Raw genomic sequence first — 19,801 nt, forward strand, 5'->3', positions numbered from 1 at the left:
GCGCCCCCTCGGGGCTTCACGGGGTTTCGATGCTGGCTCCAGTCGTCTTCCTCTTCTTCATGCTGCTGTCGCTGAGCGCCGTGGCGGCAGGCCGCTCCGCGCCCGGGCTCGTGCCGGTGAAGCGGACGCCGACGATGGACGGCATCGCGCTGCCGCTCGTGTCCTTCAGCTCGGATCAGGGCTTCGGCTACGGCGCTGTCGGCGGCATGTACCTCTATGGCGACGGCACGAAGACGCCCTACGCGCATGCCCTGTCCGCGCAGGTGTTCTTCACCGCGCGCGGCGCCATGAATCATTACCTCCGTTACGACGGCCCGCAGTTGCTGGGGCCCCTGCGTTTGGAGGGACGGCTGGAGTACCGCCAGGAGAAGAGCAGCCCCTTCTTCGGCGCGGGCAACCTGTCCGCCCCGGACTTCCGGGGTGACGTGGATGACCAGAAGTACAACTACGACAAGGGCTCACCGGGCCTCTGGGTGCGTCTGCGCGGGCGGCCCTTCGGTGAGAAGCACCCGTTCCAGTCGTACGTGGGCTACGGCTGGCGCTACACGAGCGTGTCACCCTACGCGACGTCCATCCTGGCGCAGGAGAAGCCCATCGGCATCGAGGGTGGGCCCAGCGGGCAGCTGCTCGCGGGCGCGCTCTGGGACACGCGCGACGACGAGTCCGACCCCACGTCCGGCGGTGTGGAGGAGATAGCGCTGCGTGTGTCGGGCCTGGCCACCTTCAGCCGCTACCAGTACGCGGGCGTGACGCTGAGCGAGCGCCGCTACATCCGCATCACCCCGCGGCTCGTCTTCGCGCAGCGGCTCACGTTGGACATGCTCTTCGGGGAGGTGCCGTTCTTCGAGTGGATGACCACGGGCGGCGTCAACGTGTCCGAGGGCATTGGCGGCATGAGCAGCGTGCGCGGCATCGAGCGCAACCGCTTCGCCGGCAACGTGAAGGCGTTCAGCAACTCGGAGCTGCGCTTCCAGGCGGCGCGGATGGGCTTCTTCGGGCAGCCGCTGACGCTGGGCGCGGTGGTGTTCCTGGACCTGGGCCGCGTGTGGCATCCGGGTGTGACGGACGGCAAGTGGCATGAGTGGCACCCGGGCATCGGCGGCGGCCTGCGCTTCTCGCGCCGCGCGGCCGTGGTGCGCATGGACTACGCGCGCTCCACCGAGACGGGCCGTCAGCGCTTCTACATCACGTTCGGTCACATGTTCTAACGGCGGGCCCGGGCGCGCGCCGCGCTGATTTCACGTGAGCGCGTCCACCCAGCCACGAAGCCGCGCATCCGTCTGCGCTTCGCCGCGCACGCCCTGCTCCACGTCCAGCGTCAGCGTGAGGAAGCCGCGCGACTCCAGGCCCTCGCGCAGCTCTTCGCGCGCCTGTGCGTCCGGGGCGAAGAGGATGCAGCCGTCACCGCCGCCCGCGCCGGAGAGCTTGCCCGCGCAGTGGTACGACGCGGCGATGGCCAGCACGCGGCGCATGCCTTCTGTCTCCAGCGGGCCCAGCTCCAGGAGCAGCGCGTGCTGGGCCTTCACGGCTTCGGCGAAGGCACGGAAGTCGCCGCCACCCAGACCGTTCTCAATCGCATGGCCCAACGCATCCGAGCGCTCCACGAAGGCCTTGCGGCCTGCGTCCGCGAGGCGGGCTTCCACCTGGCCGATGAGGAGCTTCGTGGACGCGCTCTCACCGGTGAAGGCGTAGAGCATGGACACGCGCGGCACGGGCATGCGCCAGAGGTCCACGGGTGGGGACTCGGCGAGCGCGGCGTTGAAGCGGCCGGTGTTGGCGGCGTCCGCGAGCGCGGTGATGTCGTAGCGCCGGTAGCGCACGGCCCCGCCCGCGAAGCTCGTGGCCACGTCGCCGCCGCTGCCCTTGCCGCCCTGCCCCAGCGTGTGCGCGGTGAGGGCGAGCTTCAGGACGTCGAACTTCTCCTCCAGCACGAAGCGCGCGGCCTCCGCGGCGAGCACCGTCGCGGACGCGCTGCCTCCAATGCCCAGCTTGTGGCCACCCGGGCCGAGCGCACCCGGAGCCACCGCCACGTCGAAGCCCACGCTCGCGCGGCCGTGCGCACGCAGGGCTTCATCCAGCGTGCGGGCGACGAAGGAGAAACCCGCGGGCACTTCGCGGTCCCACTTCACACCCCGGGGCGTGGTGAGCCCCTGGAGCGTCCCCTCCTCCAGGCAGATGTGCACGCGCGAGTCCTGACGCCTGCGCACATAGGCGGCCGTGCGTGGCGCCACGGCCGCGAGGCGCGACACGCCGCCCCACAGCACGGCGTACTCACCGGAGATGAACAGCTTGCCCGGGGCGGAGAGCGCTCGGTCCATCAGAACAGGTGCTCGGTGAGCAGCGTCGCGTCACCGCCGGGCACGCAGCGCACCACGTCCACGGCGCCGCAGGCGCGGGCCAGGGCCTCCGCCGCGACCTCGTGGGCCGCGGTCGTCAGCAGCACCGGGTTCGGCCCCGCGTCGAGCGTGAACCACACCGGCACGCCCTTCTTGCGCTGCTCGCGCAGGTGCTGGATGAGCCCCAGCGTCGCCGGGCTCAGGTAGGAGAGCGGCGGATCCGCCGAGAGCGTCGTGCAGTGCATGCGCCACGCGTTGCGCTCGCACAGCTCGCCCAGCGCCTCCAGGTCCTTCTTCGCGATGAGCTCCCGGGCGCGGGGGACTTCCGCCTCCGCGTCCTTCACCCACGCCGGATAGTAGGGGCTCGTCTCCACCGTGTTCTTCATCCCGTCCCGCGACTTCACCTCCTTCTCGCCGCGGTCGAGGATGGCCACCACCATGCGCAGGTCCGCCCAGTGCCCCGCGTCGAAGCGCTGCACGGCGTAGCTGTCCTCGCCGTCCTCACGCTCGCCGCGCATCCACTCGCAGAAGCCGCCCTGCACGCTGCGGCACGCGGAGCCGCTGCCCCGCCGCGCCAGGATGCTGGACGCTCGCGTGTCCTGGGGAAGCCCCGCCGCCGCGCGCCCCGCCACCGCCAGCGCCGCGAAGCCCGCCGCGCTGCTGGCCAGACCCGCCGCCATCGGGAAGTCCCCGCGCGACACCACCTTCGCGGGCCCCAGGTCGCGCCCCGCCTGCACTCGCACCGCGTCCAGCAGGCGCAGCACTCGGTCGCGCTCGCTGCCCTTGGCCACGTGGCCGTGCAGCTCCACCGTGTCCGACGGCGCGCCGAACTCCACCGTCGTCGTCACGTGGATGGGGGCCAGCGTCAGCGACAGGCTGGACTGGTGCGGAAGGATGAGCGCCTCGTCGCGCTTTCCCCAGTACTTCACGAGCGCAATGTTGGGATGCGCCCGGACCGTTGCCTTCATGGAATGTCTCCCTGGACCCGCGGCCCCGCGAGCTGACTCGCGAAGCAGCGCACGCCGTCGCGCGTCAGTTGCGCGACCACGGGCTCCGGTTCGGGGAAGAGGCCGATGACCGCGCCACCGTCACCTCCCGCCCCGGTGAATTTGGCCCCCAGCGCGCCCAGCGAGCGCAGCCGGAACACCATGTCCTCCAACGCTGGTGACGACAGCCCCAGCGCGTTCAGGAGGCCCTGGTTGACGTTCATCGCGTCCCCCAGCCCCTCCAGGTCGCCCGCCTCCACCGTCTTCGCCGCCTCGGTGACGAGCCTCCCCACCTGACCGAAGAGCCGCTTGTAGCGCTCCGGCCACCGCGCCTGCCGCTCGCGCAGCGCCCCCACCGTCAGCTTCGTGGGACTGCGCGCGCCCGCCAGCGCCACCACCACCGACACCGGCCGCGGACTCTTCAATTCGCGCGCGCGGCCCGTGACACCCGCCGGCGCCTGCACCCGCCGGTAGAGGATGAGCTTCTCCTCGGCGCTCGTGGTGTGGTCCACGCCGGACGGAGTGCCGTGGAACTCCTGCTCCATCTCCCACGCCAGCCGCGCCGTCGCCTTCGCCGTGGGCGCCTGCCCCGCCGCCTGCAGCAGCACGCGCGACGTGGCCACCGCCAGCGCCGCGGAGCTGCCCAGCCCCGCGGACAGGGGCAGCTGCGGCTCCAGGGTAACCTTCACCTTCGGCTCGCCCACGAGCTTCGCCGCCCGCGCGAAGGCCTTGCGCATCATCCGCTTCTGCGCCGCGTCCGCCGTCACCGGCACGTCCAGCACGCACGAGCGCGAAGGCCCACCGCGCGCCACCACGCCGATGGTCAGCGGGCCGGCGATGGCGGGGTAGCCGTACACCACGCTGTGCTCGCCCAGCAGGATGACCTTGCCAGCACCGAAGGCGACCAGGGGATTCATTGCGGAAGTCATGGCACCAGGCACGCGAAGGGGGCGGGCGCCTTCATTCCGCGCCCCGCCCTGCCCCGTCAAGCGCTCCCACGAGGAGAGCGCCCGGGGGCGGACGTCAGCCGTTGGTGAGGGTGGCGACGGCGGGCGTCTCCGGCGGCAGGCTCGCGAGGATCTCCCGCGCCTTCTCCACCTTCACGTGCCCGGCCTTCACCAGCAGGTTGGCCACCTTCTCCACGTCCCCGCCGCGCGCGCCCGCCGTGACGGCGACGCTGCGCGCGTGCATGGCCATGTGGCCCTTCTGGATGCCCACGGAGCCCAGGGCGCGGAGCGCCGCGAAGTTCTGCGCCAGGCCCACCGCCGCGAACACCATGGACAGCTCACGCACGCTGGTGGCGCGCATCAGCTTGAGCGCCACCTGCGCACCCGGGTGGATCTTGATGGGGCCGCCCACCAGCCCCAGCGCCAGCGGCAGCTCGATGCGGCCCACCAGGTGCCCTTCCTCCAGGTACCAGGTGGACAGCGGGCGGTACTGCCCCTTGCGGCACGCGAACGCGTGGGCACCGGCCTCGATGGAGCGCCAGTCCTGCCCCGTGGCGATGGCCACCGCGTCGATGCCGTTCATCACGCCCTTGTTGTGCGTGGCGGCGCGGTACGGGTCGGCTTCCGCGAAGCGGCTCGCCTGCGCGATGCCCTCGGCGATGACCTCGCCCGGCAGGCCGAAGTCCGCCAGCAGCGGCAGCGGGATGCGGCACGTGGCGCGCGCGAGCCGCTTGTCCGCCAGGTTCGACAGGATGCGCAGGTACACCCGGCCGCCCGTCAGCTGCTCAATCAGCGGCGCCACGCCCTCCGCCATGGTGTTGATGAGGTTCGCCCCCATCGCCTCCTGCGCGTCGATGAGCAGGTGGACGATGAGCAGCGGCTCGCCGCGCGGCCCCTCCGGCGCGGGCAGGAGGCGCACCTCCACGTCCTTCGCGCCACCGCCGCGGGCCACCATGGCCGGGTGGAAGCTGTTGGCCAGGGCGAGGATTTCATCCTTCGCATCCAGGATCTTCTCGGACGCGCGGCCGGGGTCTCCGTAGTTGGAGACCTGCACCTGGCCGATCATCATCGACTCGTCGGCCTCCGCGATGAAGCCTCCCGACTCGCGGACGATCTTCGACGCGAACGACACCGCCGCCACGACGGAGGGCTCCTCCACCGCCATGGGCACCAGGTAGTCGCGCCCGTTGACGTTGAGGTTCAGGCCCAGGCCCAGCGGCAGGGAGAAGGTGCCCACCGCGTTTTCAATCATCTGGTTGGCGATCGACAGGTCCAGGCCGTTCTCGCCGCGCAGCTGGTCCAGCTCCGCCTCGGTCAGCCGGAACATCTGGCCGATGCGCGCCAGGCGTTCCTCCAGGGGCAGCTTGTGGAAACCGGCGAGCCGGGACGTCACGGTGTCAGACATGTTCTTCCTTCCCAACCTGGGATCCACCCTGCATCACAACGCCGCCAACCAATCCTTCAACGCGCCGGTCACCACGCGAGGCCGCTGCCGCAACTGAGCGACGGTGCGGCTGCCCGTCAGCACCAGCGCCTGGCGCAGGCCCGTGAGGATGACCTTCAGCGCCTCCTCCGCCGCCGGCAGCCCGCCCTGCTGCTGGGCCCGGAACAGCGGCAGCGCCATGCCCGCCAGGTCCGCGCCCAGCGCGAGCACCTTCGCGGACTCCAGCCCGCCGCGAACCCCGCCGCTGGCCACGAGCCGGACCTCCGGATCCACCGCCTTGCGCACGCTGGCGATGGCCGCCGCGGTGGGGATGCCCCAGCCGCTGAACTCCTCGCCCACCTGGGCCTGCGAGCCCACCGCGCGAAGCTGCTCCACGCGCACCCACGACGTGCCGCCCAGCCCGGAGACGTCCACGTTGCGCACGCCCAGCTCCACCAGGCGCCGCGCCACGTCCGGACCGATGCCGCACCCGGTCTCCTTCACCAGCAACCGGTCGCCCATGGCACGCGCCAGCTCCTCCACCACGCGGTAGCCGCCGCGGAAGTCGCGGTCGCCTTCCGGCTGCGTCAGCTCCTGGCCCGCGTTGAGGTGCAGCGCCATGCCGTCCGCGCCAATGGCGTCCATCAACCGCCGCACGCCATCCACGCCCAGGCCAATGGCTTGGTACAGCCCGATGTTGCCCAAGAGCGCCACCGTGGGCGCCACGTCGCGCACCGCGTACGACGCCGTGCGCGAGGGGTGTTCCGCCATGGCGCGCTGGCTGCCCACACCGAAGGCCAGGCCGTGCCGCTCCGCGAGCAGCGCCAGGTCCCGGTTCACCGCGCCCGCGCGGTCCGTGCCACCCGTCATCCCGGTGACGAGCAGCGGCGCCTGGAGGCGCTTGCCCAGGAACGGCGTGGACAGGTCCACGTCCTCCACCGCCATCTCCGGCATGGCGCAGTGGATGAGGTGCACGTTCTCCAGCAGCGTGGAGTTCCGTGCGGGTTCCACATCGCCGGTCGCGCACAGGTCGAGGTGGGCATCCTTCCGCCTGGCTGTCGTCTCGTCGCCCATGTCGCTGAAAGCCACCCGTGCTGTCGCTGCAAAAAACCTGTAAGCCTGGAAGGTCGTTGGGTTCCTACCAAGCGCCAGGGCCGAGGTGCAAGCCAAAGGGCCCCACCGGTCGCCCCCCGGGCGTGAATGGACGCGGTGGCTTCTGGACGGTATGAGCGACCGCGTGAGCACGCCGGACAACAGGGTCGTCGTCTTCCTGCACAGTGGCGAATACGACCGGGTGCACCAGGGGCTCTCCATCGCGGCGGCGGCGACGGCTGCCGGACGACGTGTGGAGGTGTACCTGTTCTGGTGGGCCCTGGAGCGCTTCCTGTTGGACAGGCTGGACGAGCCGGACTTCGCCGGCCGCGAGGACGTGGCGGACCGCTTCGAGGCGCGCGGCATGCCCACCGTGCGTGCGCTGCTTGAGCACGTGCGCGAATCCGGGCTGGGCATGGTGGCGGGCTGCACGGGCTCGCTCGGTGCCCTGGGGAGCGAGTCGAAGGCGGGCGACAGTGGCATTGACGTCTGGCTCGGGTGGAGCGCCATCCTCCAGCGTACGGCGGGCGTGGCGGATCGTTTCTATCTTTAAGGCCGGCACTACCTTTGGGACGGGCGGCAGCCGGGGCCATGGGCCTCCGGGGTAGCCTGGACCCGTTACGTTGACGCCCCCTTGCTCCTGCTTACGTTTCGTGTGGCCCCCATGGCGGGGCGAAAGGCACGGAACGAGGAACATGGCGCGGCGTGACCCCCACATGACAACCCGAGGACCGGCCGCACCGGCGCTCAAGGGCGGCGGGTGGCACCGGCTGGGCAACGCATTGAAGACGACCGTGCTGCTGGCGGGCTTGACGGGCCTGGTGCTCGTCATCGGCCAGCGGCTGGGCGGCGCGCAGGGGCTGATGATGGCGGGCCTCTTCGCGGTGGTGATGAACTTCGGCTCGTACTGGTTCAGCGACCGCATCGCGCTGGCCATCCACGGCGCGCAGCCGCTGTCCTACGAGCAGGCTCCGTGGCTGCATGAGATGGTGGAGCGGCTGGCCGCGCGCGCGGGCATGCCGAAGCCGAAGGTCTACCTCCTCCCCACCGCGCAGCCGAACGCGTTCGCCACGGGCCGCAACCCGAGCCACGCGGCCGTCGCGGTGACGGCGGGCATCATGGACATCCTGGACCGGCGCGAATTGGAGGGTGTGCTGGCGCACGAGATTGGCCACGTGCGCAACCGGGACACGCTCATCGGCACGGTGGCGGCGACGCTCGCGGGCATCATCAGCTACGCGGCGCAGATGCTCTTCTGGTTCGGCGGCAGCATGCTCAGCCGCGGCGACGACGACAGGGACGGTGGCGTGGCCGGAGCGCTGTCCAACCTGGGCCTGCTGCTGGTGGCGCCCATCGCGGCCACGCTGCTGCAGCTGGCGGTGAGCCGCTCGCGTGAATACGGCGCGGACGCCACGGGCGCGGAGCTGTGCGGTGACCCGGATGCGCTGGCGAGCGCGCTCTTGAAGATGGAGCGCGGCGCGGAGGCCATGCCGTATGACCGGGCCCCCGCGACGTCGCACCTGTTCATCGTCAACCCGCTGCACCACGGCGGGGTGATGTCGCTGTTCTCCACGCACCCGCCCATCCCGGAGCGCGTGCGCCGGCTGCGCGAGATGAGCGCGCGGATGGGCCAGGGCACCCGCGGCCGTGGCGGCTGGGAGTATGCGTACTGACAGACTCCCGGAGGGTCACGCCGACCGGGCCAGCGCCACCGCGTCTGGCCCGGCGGGAAAGCGGAGCGTCTTCGACGTGTCATTCGCGGCACGCCAGATGGCCTCGGCCACGTCGGACTCGCGCGTCACCGCGGAGGGCTGTCCGAGCGAGGCGAAGATGCGCTGGGCGTAGGGCGCATACGCTTCGGGGAACAGCCCCTCCATCCGGGGGGTGCCGTTGCTCGTGAAGCGGGTGCTCGGGCAATAGCCCGGCTCGACGAGCTTCACGCGCAGGTTGAAGTCCTCGAGTTCGAAGGCGAGCGACTCCGTGAACCCTTCGATGGCCACCTTGCTCGCGGTGTAGACGGCCACCAGCGGCATGGGGGCCAGGGTCGCGCTGGAGGTCACGTTCACGATGACTCCCGACTTGCGTGCGCGAAGCTGCGGCAACACCGCCTGCGTCATCGCCATGACGCCGAAGACGTTGGTCTCGAACACCTCGCGCACCGTGGCCATCGGCGTGGCCTCGAAGGCGCCCATGAGCCCGATGCCCGCGTTGTTGACGAGCACGTCAATGGGCCCGCTCGCCTCCAGCGCGGCGGCGATGCTCTCCGGCTTCGTCACGTCGAGCGGCACCACGCGCAGCCGGTCCGAGGAAGGGAGGACGCCCTCCCGTGGCGTTCGCATGGTGGCGACCACGTTCCAGCCCTGCGCGTGAAAGTGGCGTGCCGTCTCGAGTCCATAACCGGAAGAGCACCCCGTGATGAACACCGTCTTCATGCCGTCTCCTTTGCCGCGATTCGCGCGGCGTCGATGTTCTGAAGGTACCGGCGGCGTTCAGGACGCTCCACTACGGGGAGTCCGTATTTCTTTTGCTATCGTCCAGCCATGACCGACCCCCTTTCGGAAGTCATCGCGCTGCTTCAGCCCAGGGCCATCTTCTCGAAGGGCATCAGCGGGGCTGGCGCATGGGGTGTTCGTTACTCGGACTTCGGTCAGCCCAGCTTCTGTGCCGTGCTCGAAGGGCGCTGCCAACTGGCCGTTGACGGACAACCGGCCGTCACGCTGGAGGGGGGCGACTTCGTGCTGCTGCCGGCGACACCGGGCTTCACCATTTCTGGCTTCGAGACGGTGACGCCCGAACGTGTCGACCCCAAGGTGGCCCCGGCCCCCGCGGGGGAGGTGCGTCACGGCCGGCGTGGCGGCCGCCCGGACGTGCGCCTGCTCGGGGGTTACTTCGTCTTCGACTCGCCGGACGCGGCCCTGATGGTGTCGTTGCTCCCGGTCCTGGTGCACGTGCGCGGCGTGGAGCGGCTCTCCACGCTGGTCCAGCTCGTCAGGGACGAAACGAGCGAACAGCGCTCGGGGCGCGAGCTCGTGCTGACGCGGCTCGTGGAGTTGCTGCTCATCGAGGCGCTGCGGTCCACGCCGAGTGGCGACACACCTCCGGGGCTCCTCCGCGGACTGGCGGATGCGCGGCTCGCACCCGCGATCCGGCAGATGCACCGCCACCTCACGCGTCCGTGGACCGTGGCGCAGCTCGCGAAGAGCGCGGCGCTCTCGCGCTCGGTGTTCTTCGAGCGCTTCTCGCGCACCGTGGGCCTGCCCCCCATGGAGTACCTGCTGGACTGGCGGATGGCCGTCGCGAGGGGACTGCTTCGCGGCCAGGAGCTCACCATCACGGAGGTGGCCGAGCGTGTTGGCTACAGCTCGGCGAGCACCTTCACCGCGGCGTTCAGCAAGCGCGTGGGCCAGCCTCCCGGACGCTTCGCTCGTGGGAGCGGACAACGTTGACGGCGGGCTATTCCATCGATGGATCCGGGAGCGGACCGAAGGCCTCCACCGGGTGCTCCAGCATCTCGCGCAGCGTGCTGGCGATGACGCCCGCGTGGTAGCCGTCGAGGAAGCGGTGGTCGAAGGACGCGTTGATGTTCATCACGTGTCCTGGCACCACCCTCCCCTCCTCCACCACCGCCACCTCGCGCACCGCTCCGGGCGCGAGGAAGATGGGCACGCGGGTGAAGGGCGCCAGCGGCAGGTACGCCGTGTCCAGTCCCAGCTCGCCCACGTCCACCACGACCGCGGCGCCGAACGGATCCCGGGGCAGGCCGAGCCACGACGGATCCAGGTTCAGCGTGTACGTGAGGAACGACACAAGCCCGGTGAAGCGGTGCAGCAGCAGGTGCGGCACGCGCGCGAGCAGGCTCCGGCCCTGCTCCACCTGGGCGTCCCGGCCTTCGCGCACGCGCGCCGCGGTGGACTCCACCTCCAGCGCCAGCGCGTGCACGGATTTGCGGTCCACGTCCTCGATGCGCACGGGAGTGAGGCCGCGTTGATCCGCACCGGGGAGCACCGCACACACGGTGATCCGCTGTCGCAGGTAGATGCGCTGGTAGCGCAGGAGCGCGTTGGCGTCCGGACAGCGGCGCAGCGCTTCGCCCATGGCCTTGAGGACCAGGTGGGTCGCGGTGAGCCGCACACCGGTGCGCTGGTGGAAGGCGTCCATCCAGGCGAGCGCGGCGTCCATGCGCACCGTCAGCGTGCCGTAGACCGTGGGGTCATACGCGGTCGCCCAGCTGCCAATGGCGAGCTTGCGGAAGCTCGACACGTCCCGCTTCGGCTTCAGCTCCAGGTGCGCCATGGGGCGCGAGCGTGCCCCAGGATGGCGCTGACGGGGGAGCCGGAATGCAGGCGGGCGCCACGGCCCGGCCAGCGCGGCGGTTGGGGCCCGCCGGGTTGCCTGCCAGTGAAGCCTTGACGCGCCATGTCCCAGCGGTAGGCTGCCCCGCTTTTTGCATCTTTCTGTGGAGGTCGTTCCCTTGCTGGTTGCACTCATCCTTGTATCGATCGGGTTCGCCGTGACGCTCGGTCTGCTGCTCTTCGGAGACAAGAGCGGCGCTGGTGCCAACGCGGGCCGTCCCTCGCTCTCCTCTTCCTCCTCCGCGCCGTCGTTCCGGGGCGAGCTGGAGTCCGAGAGCAAGGCGCGCGCGAAGGCGGAATCGGAGGTCCAGCGCAAGCAGAAGGAGCTGGACGAGCAGCGCGCCCAGCTCCAGGAGGTCAAGGAGCAGCTCAAGCAGACCAAGCGCAAGCTCTTCGAGCAGAAGGAAGGCGAGAAGGGCTCGAACGATCTGGTGAAGGCCCGCGCCGAGGTGGAGCGCAACGCCAGCATGCAGTTGGAGCAGACCCGCGCGGAGCTTGCGCAGGCCCTGACGGAGAACTCCCGGCTGCGCGCGGAGACCGAGTCGCGCAATGGCCCCCGCCGCCGTGAGGCCCCCGCCGCCGCCGTCCCGGCGCAGACGACCGCGCCCGCCGCCGTCCCCGCCGCCGATGCTCCGGCCGCGGCTCCGGTGGATCAGATCGCCGCGCCCGCGAGCGAGCCCGTGGTGAACGCGGCGGTGGCCGTGACGCCCGCGCCCGTGGCCCCGGCGGAGCCCGTGCGCCGCTACCGCGAGCTGAACGACGCGGACCGCGAGAAGATGAACCGGCTGGAGCAGGCGGCGAACAAGGACCGCTCGCGCGCCGCGGAGCTGGAGAAGGAAGTGCGCCGGCTCAAGGGCCGCGCCGACACGCACGCGCGCATCCTGTCGGTGACGAAGTCCGAGGCCGACCTGGGCAAGGACAAGTACAAGGCGCTGGAGAAGCGCCTCAACCGCACGCTGCTGGAGCGCGACCTGCTTCGCCGGGCCATCAAGGACCTGGAGAAGAAGACGGGCATGCTCGCGGACCGCACGGAGCTGACGCCGGACGAAGTCGCCGCCAGCGACCAGCGCAGCGACGAGCAGGCCCGCGCCCGCGCCGAAGCGGAGGCCCGCGCCACCGCCGCGGCCACGCCCACGGAGGCCCCGGCCGCCACCGAGCCGACGGCCACCACCGAGCCGACGGCCACCACCGAGGGCGAGGCGAAGCCCTCCGAGGCCCCGCCATCCAACGCCTGAGCCGTACCCTGGCGTGAAGCACAGAGGCCCCGCGGTCCCCTCACCGGGACGCGGGGCCTTCGTGTTTCAGCGATAGGACTCGACGATGTCGACGCCCGCCGAGGAGAACTCCAGGATGGCCGTTCCTGGCTTGGAGTCGGGCCGCTTCCGCAACTGCCCCTTGGAGAGCCGCGCCACGGCGCAGATGGGAATCTTGTCGCCGTCGGGTGGATGCGCCTCGTAGTACCGGACCACCACCTGGGGTCCTCCGGTCCACACCCGCCCGTAGAGACGGGTGGTCGTTTCAAGAGGCCCGAGGCTGGAGATGAGCATGCTCTCCACGGGGCCGTCGTAGAGCGTGATGGGGCTGACGTCGTCCTGATTGATGTCGAGCGTGACATTCGCTCCGTCACCCACGCGCAGCCGGAGGATCCGCATCGTGTTCAGCGCGTCCTCGGGACAGTCCTCGGGCTTGGGCGTCCCGTCCGAATGAAGCCCCACGCCCCCTCGGGTCGTGGTGCAGCCCAGCGACAGGGCCAGCACGAGGGCAACCGGGGACCACTTGCGCGGTGCGTTCATGTCGCGTCGATCTACTCCCGGATGAAACGCTGTTCCAGGACGAGGTAGGCCTGGGACAGGCCATCGGACCGGAACAACTCCAGCGCCAGTTGCTCCAGACCCTGCGGTGACTGGAAGGCGCTGTCGTCAGCGACCACGGCGATGCGGCCCATGGCGCCCGGAGCAATCTCCTCCTGCTGCATGCGCAGCGCGAACGCACGTGAGTTACCGCCGGAGACCGTGGACAGCCGGGCCTCCATCATCCGCCAGGGCTTCTTCGCATCACGGTTCGTCAGGGTGGACAACACGGCCATCTTCGGCAGCGTCTTGCTGGAGAGCACCTCCACCAGGATGTCCGCCCCCTCCTCCTTGAGGCGCCAGCCCTGGCGACGGGTGAATGGCGTGTGCTTGAGGTTCCCCTGGGCCAGGAGCGTCGCGAGCGCGTGATCCGCGGAGTGCTCTTCCTCCCGCAGGCGCTGGTTCTCCTCCTCCAGGGCGCGACGCTGTTTGAGCGAGTCCATCAGCGTCGAGTACATGGCGTCATAGCCGCGCGGGTCCTCGAACACGTTCACCTGTTGATCCACCGCGTTCCGCCCTCCCTCCTCCGCGGGCTTGAGCAGGAACGGCACCTGCTTGCCGTTCGAGAGCGTCACCAACAAGGGAACACCTTCGTCCTCCCCCAGGTCCCGGAGAGGCTCCACGACCACCTTGCGTCCGCCCGCGAGCAGCGGCTCGAACCGGCCCTCCCACGCCAGCATGCGGGTCCGCGCGGGGTCCACGGACGTCTCGAAGCGGAGGACGGTGGCCACCTTCCCCTTCACGTAGAGGGTGGGTGCGGAGTCCGACGGGTGCTCCGACAGCAGCACCGTGCGGATCGCGAGTTCATCTTGCTCACGCGCGATGGCCTCCGCGGTCGTCAGGAGCAACGCCAGGGCCAGAGCAGACCGGGCAGGTAGACAGTCCCTCATGGGACCTGGAGCGTAGCAGCTTCAGTCGCGCGGCGGCGGCATCACCACCAGGGCTTCGGTGTTGGCGCGGGTCTCCCCGGTGCTGTCGTCCACGCCGCCCACCACGAGCACGGAGCCGTCCGGCAGCGCGGAGCACGTGTGCCACACGCGCGGCTGCGGCATCAGCGTCAGGCCCAGCACGGTGGGCTGCGCGCCTGCGTACGGGGTGATCAACTCCGCCCACGGGACCGCGTACGTCGTGCCGATGCCGGTGCCCCGCCCGCCCAGCGCCACCACCCGGCCGTCCGCCAGCGACACCGCGCACGGATTGCTCCGGGGCATCAGCGCGGGGCCGTCGCTCACGGCCATCACGTCCTCCAGCACCTCGGAGGCGCCCACCGCCCGCGCGTCCAGGGTGGGAGCCACGTCGTCGAAGCCGCCCATCAACAGCGGGCGCGGTGACTCGTCCGGCCTGCCCAGCACCGCCACGGCGGCGCCCACGCGGGGCACGCGCAGCCGGGGCGGCACGTTCGTCAGGCGCTCCAGGTCCGTCCCACTGAAGCCGACGGCCACGACCTCCGCAACGGGCCCCTGGGTGTCCGCGCCGCCCGCAATCAGGAAGGTTTTTCCGTCCGCCATCACCGTCAGCGTCGTGTCGACGCGGCGCATGTCACCAGCCACATCAACGAAGCGGTTGGAGGCACTGTCGAAGGCCTCCGCCGTGAAAACCCCGCTCCCTTCCGCGGCACGCCCGCCCACCAGCAACACGTGGCCCGCCGCATCCACCGCAGCCGAGTGCTGATAGCGCGCCACCTTGGGCGTGAGCTCACTCACCGCGCCCGTCGCCACGTCCACGAGGCGCGCCGTGGACTGCAATGACACCGGGGCGAAGGACTCCGCGCCGCCCGCCAGGAACACGTGGCCATCCGGCAGCAGCGACGCCGTGTGGAAGGCCCTCGCACCCACGTCCGGCCCGGCGCTGAACGTGCCGTCCGCCGGGTTGAACACCTCCGTGGTCCCCGACACGGGCCGCGAGCCATTTGGCTGGGGCAGATAGCCCCCGGTGATCAACACCCGTCCATCCGGCAGCGTCGTGGCCGTATGCGCCGCGCGCGCTTCGGCCGGCAACGAGCACGTCTTCGGGTCCGACGCCAGGTTCACCGGCACGAACTCCCCCAGCCGCCGCAAGAACACCCGCACCTTGGGCGCCTGCCCCTCCGCTACGTCGAACGGCGCCGTTCGGCCCACCGACACCAGCTGTCCGCCCTGGCCCGGTGCCCCCACGTAGGCCCGCACCTCCAGCACCCGCGCGCTCCCCGGCGGCAGGGCCGGCACGTCCTCCTGCGCCCACTCCACCGTCGACACCCGCTCCCGAGGCGTGTCGAGCCCCGGGCCCGTCACGCGGAAGCGCAGGTGCGTCACCCCGGCCATGGGCTGGATGCCGGCGCAGGAGGCGGTGAGCAGGTCCAGGGAGGGGCGGACCTCCTTCTCCCCGCAGGCGGGGGTGAGGGACACCAGGGCGGCGGCGAGGAGCGTGGAGCGGACGAAGCGCGGGGCCATGCGGCGGACGCTACCAGCCCCCCTCCCCGGAGGGGTGGAGTCCAGGCGTCCGGAAGCAGGCGGCGCGGTGGGGATTGCGCTGTAATGCGCCCGCTCCAGGACGTATGTCCTGTCCCCTCCTCCATGAAGCTCTCGCTCGCCACCCGCATCTTCCTGGGCTACGCGCTGGTGCTGCTGACGTTCGGGGCGGTGTCCCTCTTCAGCGTGGCGGAGCTGCACCGCAACCGGCTGGAGATCCGGCTCGTCAGCCAGGGCTACCTCCAACTGTCCCAGGACGCCGCCGCGCTGGAGACCTTCCAGACCAGCCAGGAGAAGGACACCGAGCGCGTGCTGGAGCAGAACAGCGTGGAGACGCGCCGCGCGCTCATCCGGCTGGCGAGCCTGTACTACGCGCCCCAGATGGCCCAGCGCCTGGAGGCCGCCCGCGCCAAGGCCCGCGAGGTGCTCACCTTCGCCCCGGAAGGCGAGGTGCCCTTCGTGATGGAGCTGGACTCGCGCTTCGCGGAGCTGTCGCGCAACTCCAAGGCCTACGGCCACGCGGTGGAGGCCGTGTTCACCTCGCTCGCGTCCGAGTCCCCCGAAAGCCAGGAGGTGGCGCGCGCCACCGCCGAGCTGCGCCAACTGGAGAGCGCCATCGGCCGTGAGCTGCGCGTGCTGCGCGCGACGCTGACCAACCGCATCCGCGAGCGCGTGGACGGCGCGGAGGAGCGTGAGCGCAGGACAGGCCTCACCATCATCGCGCTGTCCATCATGGCCATTGGCGTGGGCGTGGGTGTCACCGCGTGGTCCGCCCGCACGCTGCGCCCGGTGCGCACGCTGATTGAAGGCGTGTCCCGCATCGGCCGGGGCGACTACTCCGCCCAGCTGGGCGTGCGCGGCGAGGACGAGGTCGCGCTGCTCGCACGCGAGTTCGACCAGATGGCCCGCTCGCTCCAGGCGCGCGAGGCGCAGCTCAAGTCGCAGGCGGAAGCGCTGATGCGCGCGGAGCAGCTGGCCGCGGTCGGCCGCATCTCCGCTCAAATCGTGCACGAGGTGCGCAACCCGCTGTCCTCCATCGGCCTCAACGTGGAGCTGCTCCAGGACGCGGTGGACAGCGCGAACTTCGACTCGCAGGACACCGCCACGGAGGCGCGCGAGCTGCTCTCCGCCGTCACCCACGAGGTGGACCGCCTCACCGACGTCACCGAGCAATACCTGCGCATGGCCCGCCCCGCCCGGCCGGACCTGGAGCCGGAGGACATCATCGCGGTGCTGGACGGCGTGCTCGACTTCACCCGCGAGGAGCTGGTGCGCGCGGGCGTGGAGGTGGTGCGCGACTTCGCGCCCGGCACGCCCCGCGTGCTCGCGGACCAGGGCCAGCTGCGGCAGGTGTTCCTCAACCTGCTCCGCAACAGCCGCGAAGCCATGCCCACCGGGGGACGGCTCACCGTGGCCACCGTCCCGCGTGAAGGGGACGTGGAGGTCACCGTGCGGGACACCGGCGCCGGCATGACGGAGGAGGCCCGCCGCCACCTCTTCGAGCCCTTCTTCACCACCAAGGAGGGCGGCACGGGCCTGGGGCTCGCGGTGAGCCAACAGATCCTCCAGGCCCACGGGGGCTCGCTCTCCTGCCAGAGTATTCCCGGCCAGGGGACGACCTTCGTGTTAAGGCTTCCTCGCGCATGAGCTTTACACCGTACCGGGACGTGCTGCCCTCGGGGCTGCGCGTCGTCACCGTCGAAACGCCCCACCTGCACACCGCCCTGCTGGCCGTCTACGTGAGGACCGGCAGCCGTCATGAGTCGGTGGAGAACAACGGCGTCAGCCACTTCCTGGAGCACCTCTTCTTCCGGGGAAGCGAGGCCTGGCCGGACACGGTGAAGATGAACGCGGCCGTGGAGGAGGTGGGCGGCAACCTCAACGGCGCCACCACCCGCGACCACGGCTACTACTACACCCCGCTGCACCCGTCGCACCTGAGCGTGGGCCTGGACGTCATCGGCGACATGCTCACCCGCCCCCGCCTCACCGACATGGAGGTGGAGCGGCAGATCATCCTGGAAGAGATGCTCGACGAGGTGGACGACAAGGGGCGCGACATCGACCTGGACAACCTGTCCAAGCGCCTGCTGTTCCCCGGCCACCCACTGTCCCTCAAAATCGCCGGCACCCCTGAGTCCGTGAAGGCCCTCACCCACGCCCAGGTGCTGGAGCACTTCGCCCGGCACTACGTGGCCGGCAACCTGGTGGTGTCCGCCGCGGGCAGCGTGAAGCACTCGGAGGTGCTGGCCCTGGCCGAGCGCGCCTTCGCCCACCTGCCCACGGGCAGCGCCACCACGGAGAGCGCGCCGCCGCCGCTGGGCCCCGGGCCGCACTTCCACTTCGTCTCCCACGACGAGTCGCAGACGGAGTTCAAGCTCACCTTCCGCGCCGTGCCGGAGCAGCACGAGGACTTCCCCGCGCTCCAGATTCTGCGGCGCCTCTTGGACGACGGCCTGTCGTCGCGGCTGCCCTTCGAAATCGTGGAGAAGCGCGGCCTCGCGTACTCGGTGCAGGCAGGGCTGGACACGTACCACGACCTCAGCCTCTTCGAGATTGAGGCTGCCAGCGCGCCGGAGAAGGCGTCGCTCGTGGTGGCGGAGTCGCTGCGCGTGCTCTCCGAGCTCTGCGAGAAGGACGCGGGCGAGGAGGAGCTCAACCGCGCCAAGCGCCGCCACCGGATGCTGCTGGAGTTCTCCCAGGACTCGCCGGGGGAGCTGGCCGGGTGGTTCGGCGGCGTGGAGCTCTTCCGCCGGCCGGAGACGTTCGGCCACCGCGCGGATCAGGTGGACCGCCAGACGGCCGCGCGGGTGCGGGAGGTGGCCCGGCGCTACTTCACCCGGGAGAACCTGCTCGTGGTGGCGGTGGGCCAGCGCAAGGGGCTCAAGGCGCTGGAGAAGGTCGTCATGGACGCGGAGGGGCTGCCCTCCTCCGCGCCCGCCGTCAGCGCCGCCCGCGGATGATGACAGGCCCCGTCGGGGCCTTCTTCTTCTTGGGCGTCGCCTTGTCGATGGCCTTCTGGATGCGCAGGTAATCGGGGTTGTGCGGCTCGCGCTTCAGGGCCTCGTCGATGAGCTTCCTGCCGCGCGGCAGCTGCGTCTCGAACTGGGCATAGAGGTTCGCGAGCGCGGCCTTCTCCTCCACGGTCGCCTCGTTCAGGCCCGCCAGCCGCTCCAGGACCTCCTGCGCCTCCGGCTTGCGGCCGGCCTTCAGGTGCAGCCGCCACATGCGCGACAGCGCGGGCGGGAAGGCGGGCTCCGCCTTGAGGGCGAAGCGGTAGCTGTCCTCCGCCCCGCGCGCGTCGCTCTGCTCCTCCAGCACGCGGCCACGCACGTACAGCGCGCGGGCGAAGCGCGGGCGCAGGTGCAGCGCGCGGTCCACCAGCTGCTGGGCCTCCGACGCGCGGCCCTGGGCGCAGACGATCTCCGCCAGCCACGCGACGGCCTCCGCGTTCTCCGCGTCGTCCTCCAAGAGCTTGCGGAGCGCGCCCTCCGCTTCGGCCGGGCGCCCGAGCGCCATGAGCACGCGGGCCTTCATCGCCACCACGTCCGTGGAGTCCGCGTCCTCGGGCGGCACGGACTGGAGGTCCGCTTCCGCCATGTCGTTGACGCCGCTCATCAGGAAGAAGCGCGCGCGAAGGAGCCGCGCGGGCGTGAAGCTCGGCGTGCCCTGGAGCACGCGGTCCATCAGGTTCGCCGCGAGCAGCTCCTCGCCCTTCATGAGCAGGATTTCGGCCTCCACCGTCTTCGTCGGGGCGTCGTCCGGGTTCTCCCGGAGGATGCGCTCCAGCGTGGTGAAGGCCTCGTCCGGGTGCCCCTGCCGCGCCTGGAGGCGGGCCAGCGACAGGATGTCCTCGTTGGACAGCTTGCCCTCGTCCCGCAGCGACACGAGCGTGGAGATGGCCTGGGGAATCTGCCCCTCCCCCATGTACATGTCCGAGAGCTGCTTCTGGATGACGGGGTCCGTGCCCGGGATGAGGCCCTCCGCCTGCTTGAGCGTGAGGATGGCCGCGCCCGGGTTGCCGGCGCCCTGGTGGGCCTTGGCCAGGAGGAGGAGCGGCTCCACGCTCTCTGGCGCGGCGTTGGCGGCCTTCCGCAGCTCGGAGATGGCGCGGACGTACTGGCCCTGCGAAAGCGCTTCACGGCCCTGGGACAGGGAGTTCTGGACCTGGACGGCCTGCTTCTGCGCGGCCGCCGTCTCCGGGTCCTTGCAAGCAAGCGGCAGGAGCAGGACGAGCGTCCAGGGACGGGGGAAAAATCGATGGGGCATCGCTGAGGGACAGGGTAGCGGATGTTATCCTTCTCCGTCGATGGACCCTTTCGTGCGCCGCCTCGTGGAGAGGCTTCATGATCCCAGCCGGCCGCTGTC

At 70.9% G+C, this 19,801-nt stretch carries 18 protein-coding genes; 7 read left to right on the forward strand and 11 right to left on the reverse strand.

Annotated elements, in window-relative coordinates; all coding sequences use genetic code 11:
* The first annotated feature begins 29 nt into the window (after positions 1–29).
* Complete coding sequence (locus D7Y21_RS01670) at positions 30–1,208, forward strand: BamA/TamA family outer membrane protein (protein WP_120564053.1); 1,179 nt, start codon at positions 30–32, stop codon at positions 1,206–1,208.
* Positions 1,209–1,238: 30 nt separating this feature from the next.
* Here the strand turns inward: D7Y21_RS01670 and D7Y21_RS01675 are convergent, their stop codons facing one another.
* The 5 genes from D7Y21_RS01675 to fni all read right to left on the reverse strand — a co-directional run bounded on the left by D7Y21_RS01675 (position 1,239) and on the right by fni (position 6,766).
* Positions 1,239–2,318, reverse strand: a complete 1,080-nt coding sequence (locus D7Y21_RS01675; protein ID WP_121710813.1) for a mevalonate kinase — start codon at positions 2,316–2,318, stop codon at positions 1,239–1,241.
* Positions 2,318–3,304 (reverse strand): diphosphomevalonate decarboxylase, encoded by a 987-nt coding sequence (mvaD, locus tag D7Y21_RS01680; protein WP_120564051.1) that lies wholly within the window; start codon positions 3,302–3,304, stop codon positions 2,318–2,320. The genes D7Y21_RS01675 and mvaD overlap by 1 nt, the downstream gene beginning before the upstream one ends.
* The gene (gene mvk, locus D7Y21_RS01685; protein WP_121710816.1) at positions 3,301–4,239 is read right to left on the reverse strand and encodes a mevalonate kinase; all 939 of its coding nucleotides are present in this window, start codon (positions 4,237–4,239) and stop codon (positions 3,301–3,303) included. The genes mvaD and mvk overlap by 4 nt, the downstream gene beginning before the upstream one ends.
* A 106-nt stretch (positions 4,240–4,345) precedes the next feature.
* Positions 4,346–5,674 carry a hydroxymethylglutaryl-CoA reductase, degradative gene (locus D7Y21_RS01690; protein WP_120564049.1) on the reverse strand — a complete coding sequence of 443 codons (1,329 nt, stop codon included), beginning with the start codon at positions 5,672–5,674 and terminating at the stop codon, positions 4,346–4,348.
* 33 nt (positions 5,675–5,707) lie between these two features.
* Complete coding sequence (gene fni, locus D7Y21_RS01695) at positions 5,708–6,766, reverse strand: type 2 isopentenyl-diphosphate Delta-isomerase (protein WP_121710818.1); 1,059 nt, start codon at positions 6,764–6,766, stop codon at positions 5,708–5,710.
* A 151-nt stretch (positions 6,767–6,917) separates the two neighbouring features.
* On the opposite strand from fni, the gene D7Y21_RS01700 reads away from it, so the two are divergent.
* Both D7Y21_RS01700 and D7Y21_RS01705 read left to right on the forward strand, forming a co-directional pair.
* Positions 6,918–7,337 (forward strand): hypothetical protein, encoded by a 420-nt coding sequence (locus D7Y21_RS01700; RefSeq protein WP_120564047.1) that lies wholly within the window; start codon positions 6,918–6,920, stop codon positions 7,335–7,337.
* A 163-nt stretch (positions 7,338–7,500) separates the two neighbouring features.
* On the forward strand, positions 7,501–8,457 hold the full coding sequence (locus tag D7Y21_RS01705) for a zinc metalloprotease HtpX (protein WP_120564046.1): 957 nt from the start codon (positions 7,501–7,503) through the stop codon (positions 8,455–8,457).
* 15 nt (positions 8,458–8,472) lie between these two features.
* Here D7Y21_RS01705 and D7Y21_RS01710 read toward each other — a convergent pair whose 3' ends face one another.
* The gene (locus tag D7Y21_RS01710) at positions 8,473–9,216 is read right to left on the reverse strand and encodes an SDR family oxidoreductase (protein ID WP_121710821.1); all 744 of its coding nucleotides are present in this window, start codon (positions 9,214–9,216) and stop codon (positions 8,473–8,475) included.
* A gap of 108 nt (positions 9,217–9,324) precedes the next feature.
* On the opposite strand from D7Y21_RS01710, the gene D7Y21_RS01715 reads away from it, so the two are divergent.
* On the forward strand, positions 9,325–10,230 hold the full coding sequence (locus D7Y21_RS01715; protein WP_121710823.1) for an AraC family transcriptional regulator: 906 nt from the start codon (positions 9,325–9,327) through the stop codon (positions 10,228–10,230).
* 7 nt (positions 10,231–10,237) lie between these two features.
* Here D7Y21_RS01715 and D7Y21_RS01720 read toward each other — a convergent pair whose 3' ends face one another.
* Positions 10,238–11,077: a 2-oxo acid dehydrogenase subunit E2 gene (locus tag D7Y21_RS01720; protein ID WP_121710825.1), complete on the reverse strand. Its 840-nt coding sequence runs from the start codon at positions 11,075–11,077 to the stop codon at positions 10,238–10,240.
* A 178-nt stretch (positions 11,078–11,255) separates the two neighbouring features.
* Between D7Y21_RS01720 and D7Y21_RS01725 the strand changes: the two genes are divergently transcribed.
* Positions 11,256–12,371 carry a cell envelope biogenesis protein TolA gene (locus D7Y21_RS01725; RefSeq protein WP_121710827.1) on the forward strand — a complete coding sequence of 372 codons (1,116 nt, stop codon included), beginning with the start codon at positions 11,256–11,258 and terminating at the stop codon, positions 12,369–12,371.
* Positions 12,372–12,437: 66 nt separating this feature from the next.
* On the opposite strand, the gene D7Y21_RS01730 is transcribed toward D7Y21_RS01725, so the two are convergent.
* The 3 genes from D7Y21_RS01730 to D7Y21_RS01740 form a co-directional block, all read right to left on the reverse strand.
* Positions 12,438–12,929, reverse strand: a complete 492-nt coding sequence (locus D7Y21_RS01730) for a serine/threonine protein kinase (RefSeq protein WP_120618180.1) — start codon at positions 12,927–12,929, stop codon at positions 12,438–12,440.
* A gap of 11 nt (positions 12,930–12,940) precedes the next feature.
* A complete protein-coding gene (locus D7Y21_RS01735) occupies positions 12,941–13,834 on the reverse strand; it encodes a DUF2381 family protein (RefSeq protein WP_158627212.1) in 894 nt (297 codons plus the stop codon).
* 63 nt (positions 13,835–13,897) lie between these two features.
* A complete protein-coding gene (locus D7Y21_RS01740; protein ID WP_121710830.1) occupies positions 13,898–15,415 on the reverse strand; it encodes a kelch repeat-containing protein in 1,518 nt (505 codons plus the stop codon).
* Positions 15,416–15,538: 123 nt separating this feature from the next.
* On the opposite strand from D7Y21_RS01740, the gene D7Y21_RS01745 reads away from it, so the two are divergent.
* Positions 15,539–17,080, forward strand: coding sequence for a HAMP domain-containing sensor histidine kinase (locus D7Y21_RS01745; RefSeq protein ID WP_120564038.1), 1,542 nt, complete (start codon positions 15,539–15,541; stop codon positions 17,078–17,080).
* On the forward strand, positions 17,077–18,396 hold the full coding sequence (locus D7Y21_RS01750) for a pitrilysin family protein (protein ID WP_121710833.1): 1,320 nt from the start codon (positions 17,077–17,079) through the stop codon (positions 18,394–18,396). Before D7Y21_RS01745 ends, D7Y21_RS01750 begins: the two co-directional genes overlap by 4 nt.
* Here D7Y21_RS01750 and D7Y21_RS01755 read toward each other — a convergent pair.
* Positions 18,377–19,702 carry a tetratricopeptide repeat protein gene (locus tag D7Y21_RS01755; protein ID WP_120564036.1) on the reverse strand — a complete coding sequence of 442 codons (1,326 nt, stop codon included), beginning with the start codon at positions 19,700–19,702 and terminating at the stop codon, positions 18,377–18,379. The genes D7Y21_RS01750 and D7Y21_RS01755 overlap by 20 nt on opposite strands.
* Positions 19,703–19,801: the final 99 nt, after the last annotated feature.

Source organism: Corallococcus sp. AB045 (assembly GCF_003668895.1).
Classification (GTDB): Bacteria; Myxococcota; Myxococcia; order Myxococcales; family Myxococcaceae; genus Corallococcus; species Corallococcus coralloides.

Bases quoted from the DNA above. Each gene is read 5' to 3' on its own strand.
- D7Y21_RS01710 (WP_121710821.1), bottom strand. From the start codon at position 9,216: ATGAAGACGGTGTTCATCACGGGGTGCTCTTCCGGTTATGGACTCGAG.
- D7Y21_RS01750 (WP_121710833.1), top strand. From the start codon at position 17,077: ATGAGCTTTACACCGTACCGGGACGTGCTGCCCTCGGGGCTGCGCGTC.
- D7Y21_RS01670 (WP_120564053.1), top strand. From the start codon at position 30: ATGCTGGCTCCAGTCGTCTTCCTCTTCTTCATGCTGCTGTCGCTGAGC.
- mvaD (WP_120564051.1), bottom strand. From the start codon at position 3,304: ATGAAGGCAACGGTCCGGGCGCATCCCAACATTGCGCTCGTGAAGTAC.
- D7Y21_RS01720 (WP_121710825.1), bottom strand. From the start codon at position 11,077: ATGGCGCACCTGGAGCTGAAGCCGAAGCGGGACGTGTCGAGCTTCCGC.
- D7Y21_RS01715 (WP_121710823.1), top strand. From the start codon at position 9,325: ATGACCGACCCCCTTTCGGAAGTCATCGCGCTGCTTCAGCCCAGGGCC.
- D7Y21_RS01675 (WP_121710813.1), bottom strand. From the start codon at position 2,318: ATGGACCGAGCGCTCTCCGCCCCGGGCAAGCTGTTCATCTCCGGTGAG.
- mvk (WP_121710816.1), bottom strand. From the start codon at position 4,239: ATGAATCCCCTGGTCGCCTTCGGTGCTGGCAAGGTCATCCTGCTGGGC.
- D7Y21_RS01730 (WP_120618180.1), bottom strand. From the start codon at position 12,929: ATGAACGCACCGCGCAAGTGGTCCCCGGTTGCCCTCGTGCTGGCCCTG.
- D7Y21_RS01700 (WP_120564047.1), top strand. From the start codon at position 6,918: ATGAGCGACCGCGTGAGCACGCCGGACAACAGGGTCGTCGTCTTCCTG.
- D7Y21_RS01740 (WP_121710830.1), bottom strand. From the start codon at position 15,415: ATGGCCCCGCGCTTCGTCCGCTCCACGCTCCTCGCCGCCGCCCTGGTG.
- D7Y21_RS01745 (WP_120564038.1), top strand. From the start codon at position 15,539: ATGAAGCTCTCGCTCGCCACCCGCATCTTCCTGGGCTACGCGCTGGTG.
- fni (WP_121710818.1), bottom strand. From the start codon at position 6,766: ATGGGCGACGAGACGACAGCCAGGCGGAAGGATGCCCACCTCGACCTG.
- D7Y21_RS01755 (WP_120564036.1), bottom strand. From the start codon at position 19,702: ATGCCCCATCGATTTTTCCCCCGTCCCTGGACGCTCGTCCTGCTCCTG.
- D7Y21_RS01690 (WP_120564049.1), bottom strand. From the start codon at position 5,674: ATGTCTGACACCGTGACGTCCCGGCTCGCCGGTTTCCACAAGCTGCCC.
- D7Y21_RS01705 (WP_120564046.1), top strand. From the start codon at position 7,501: ATGACAACCCGAGGACCGGCCGCACCGGCGCTCAAGGGCGGCGGGTGG.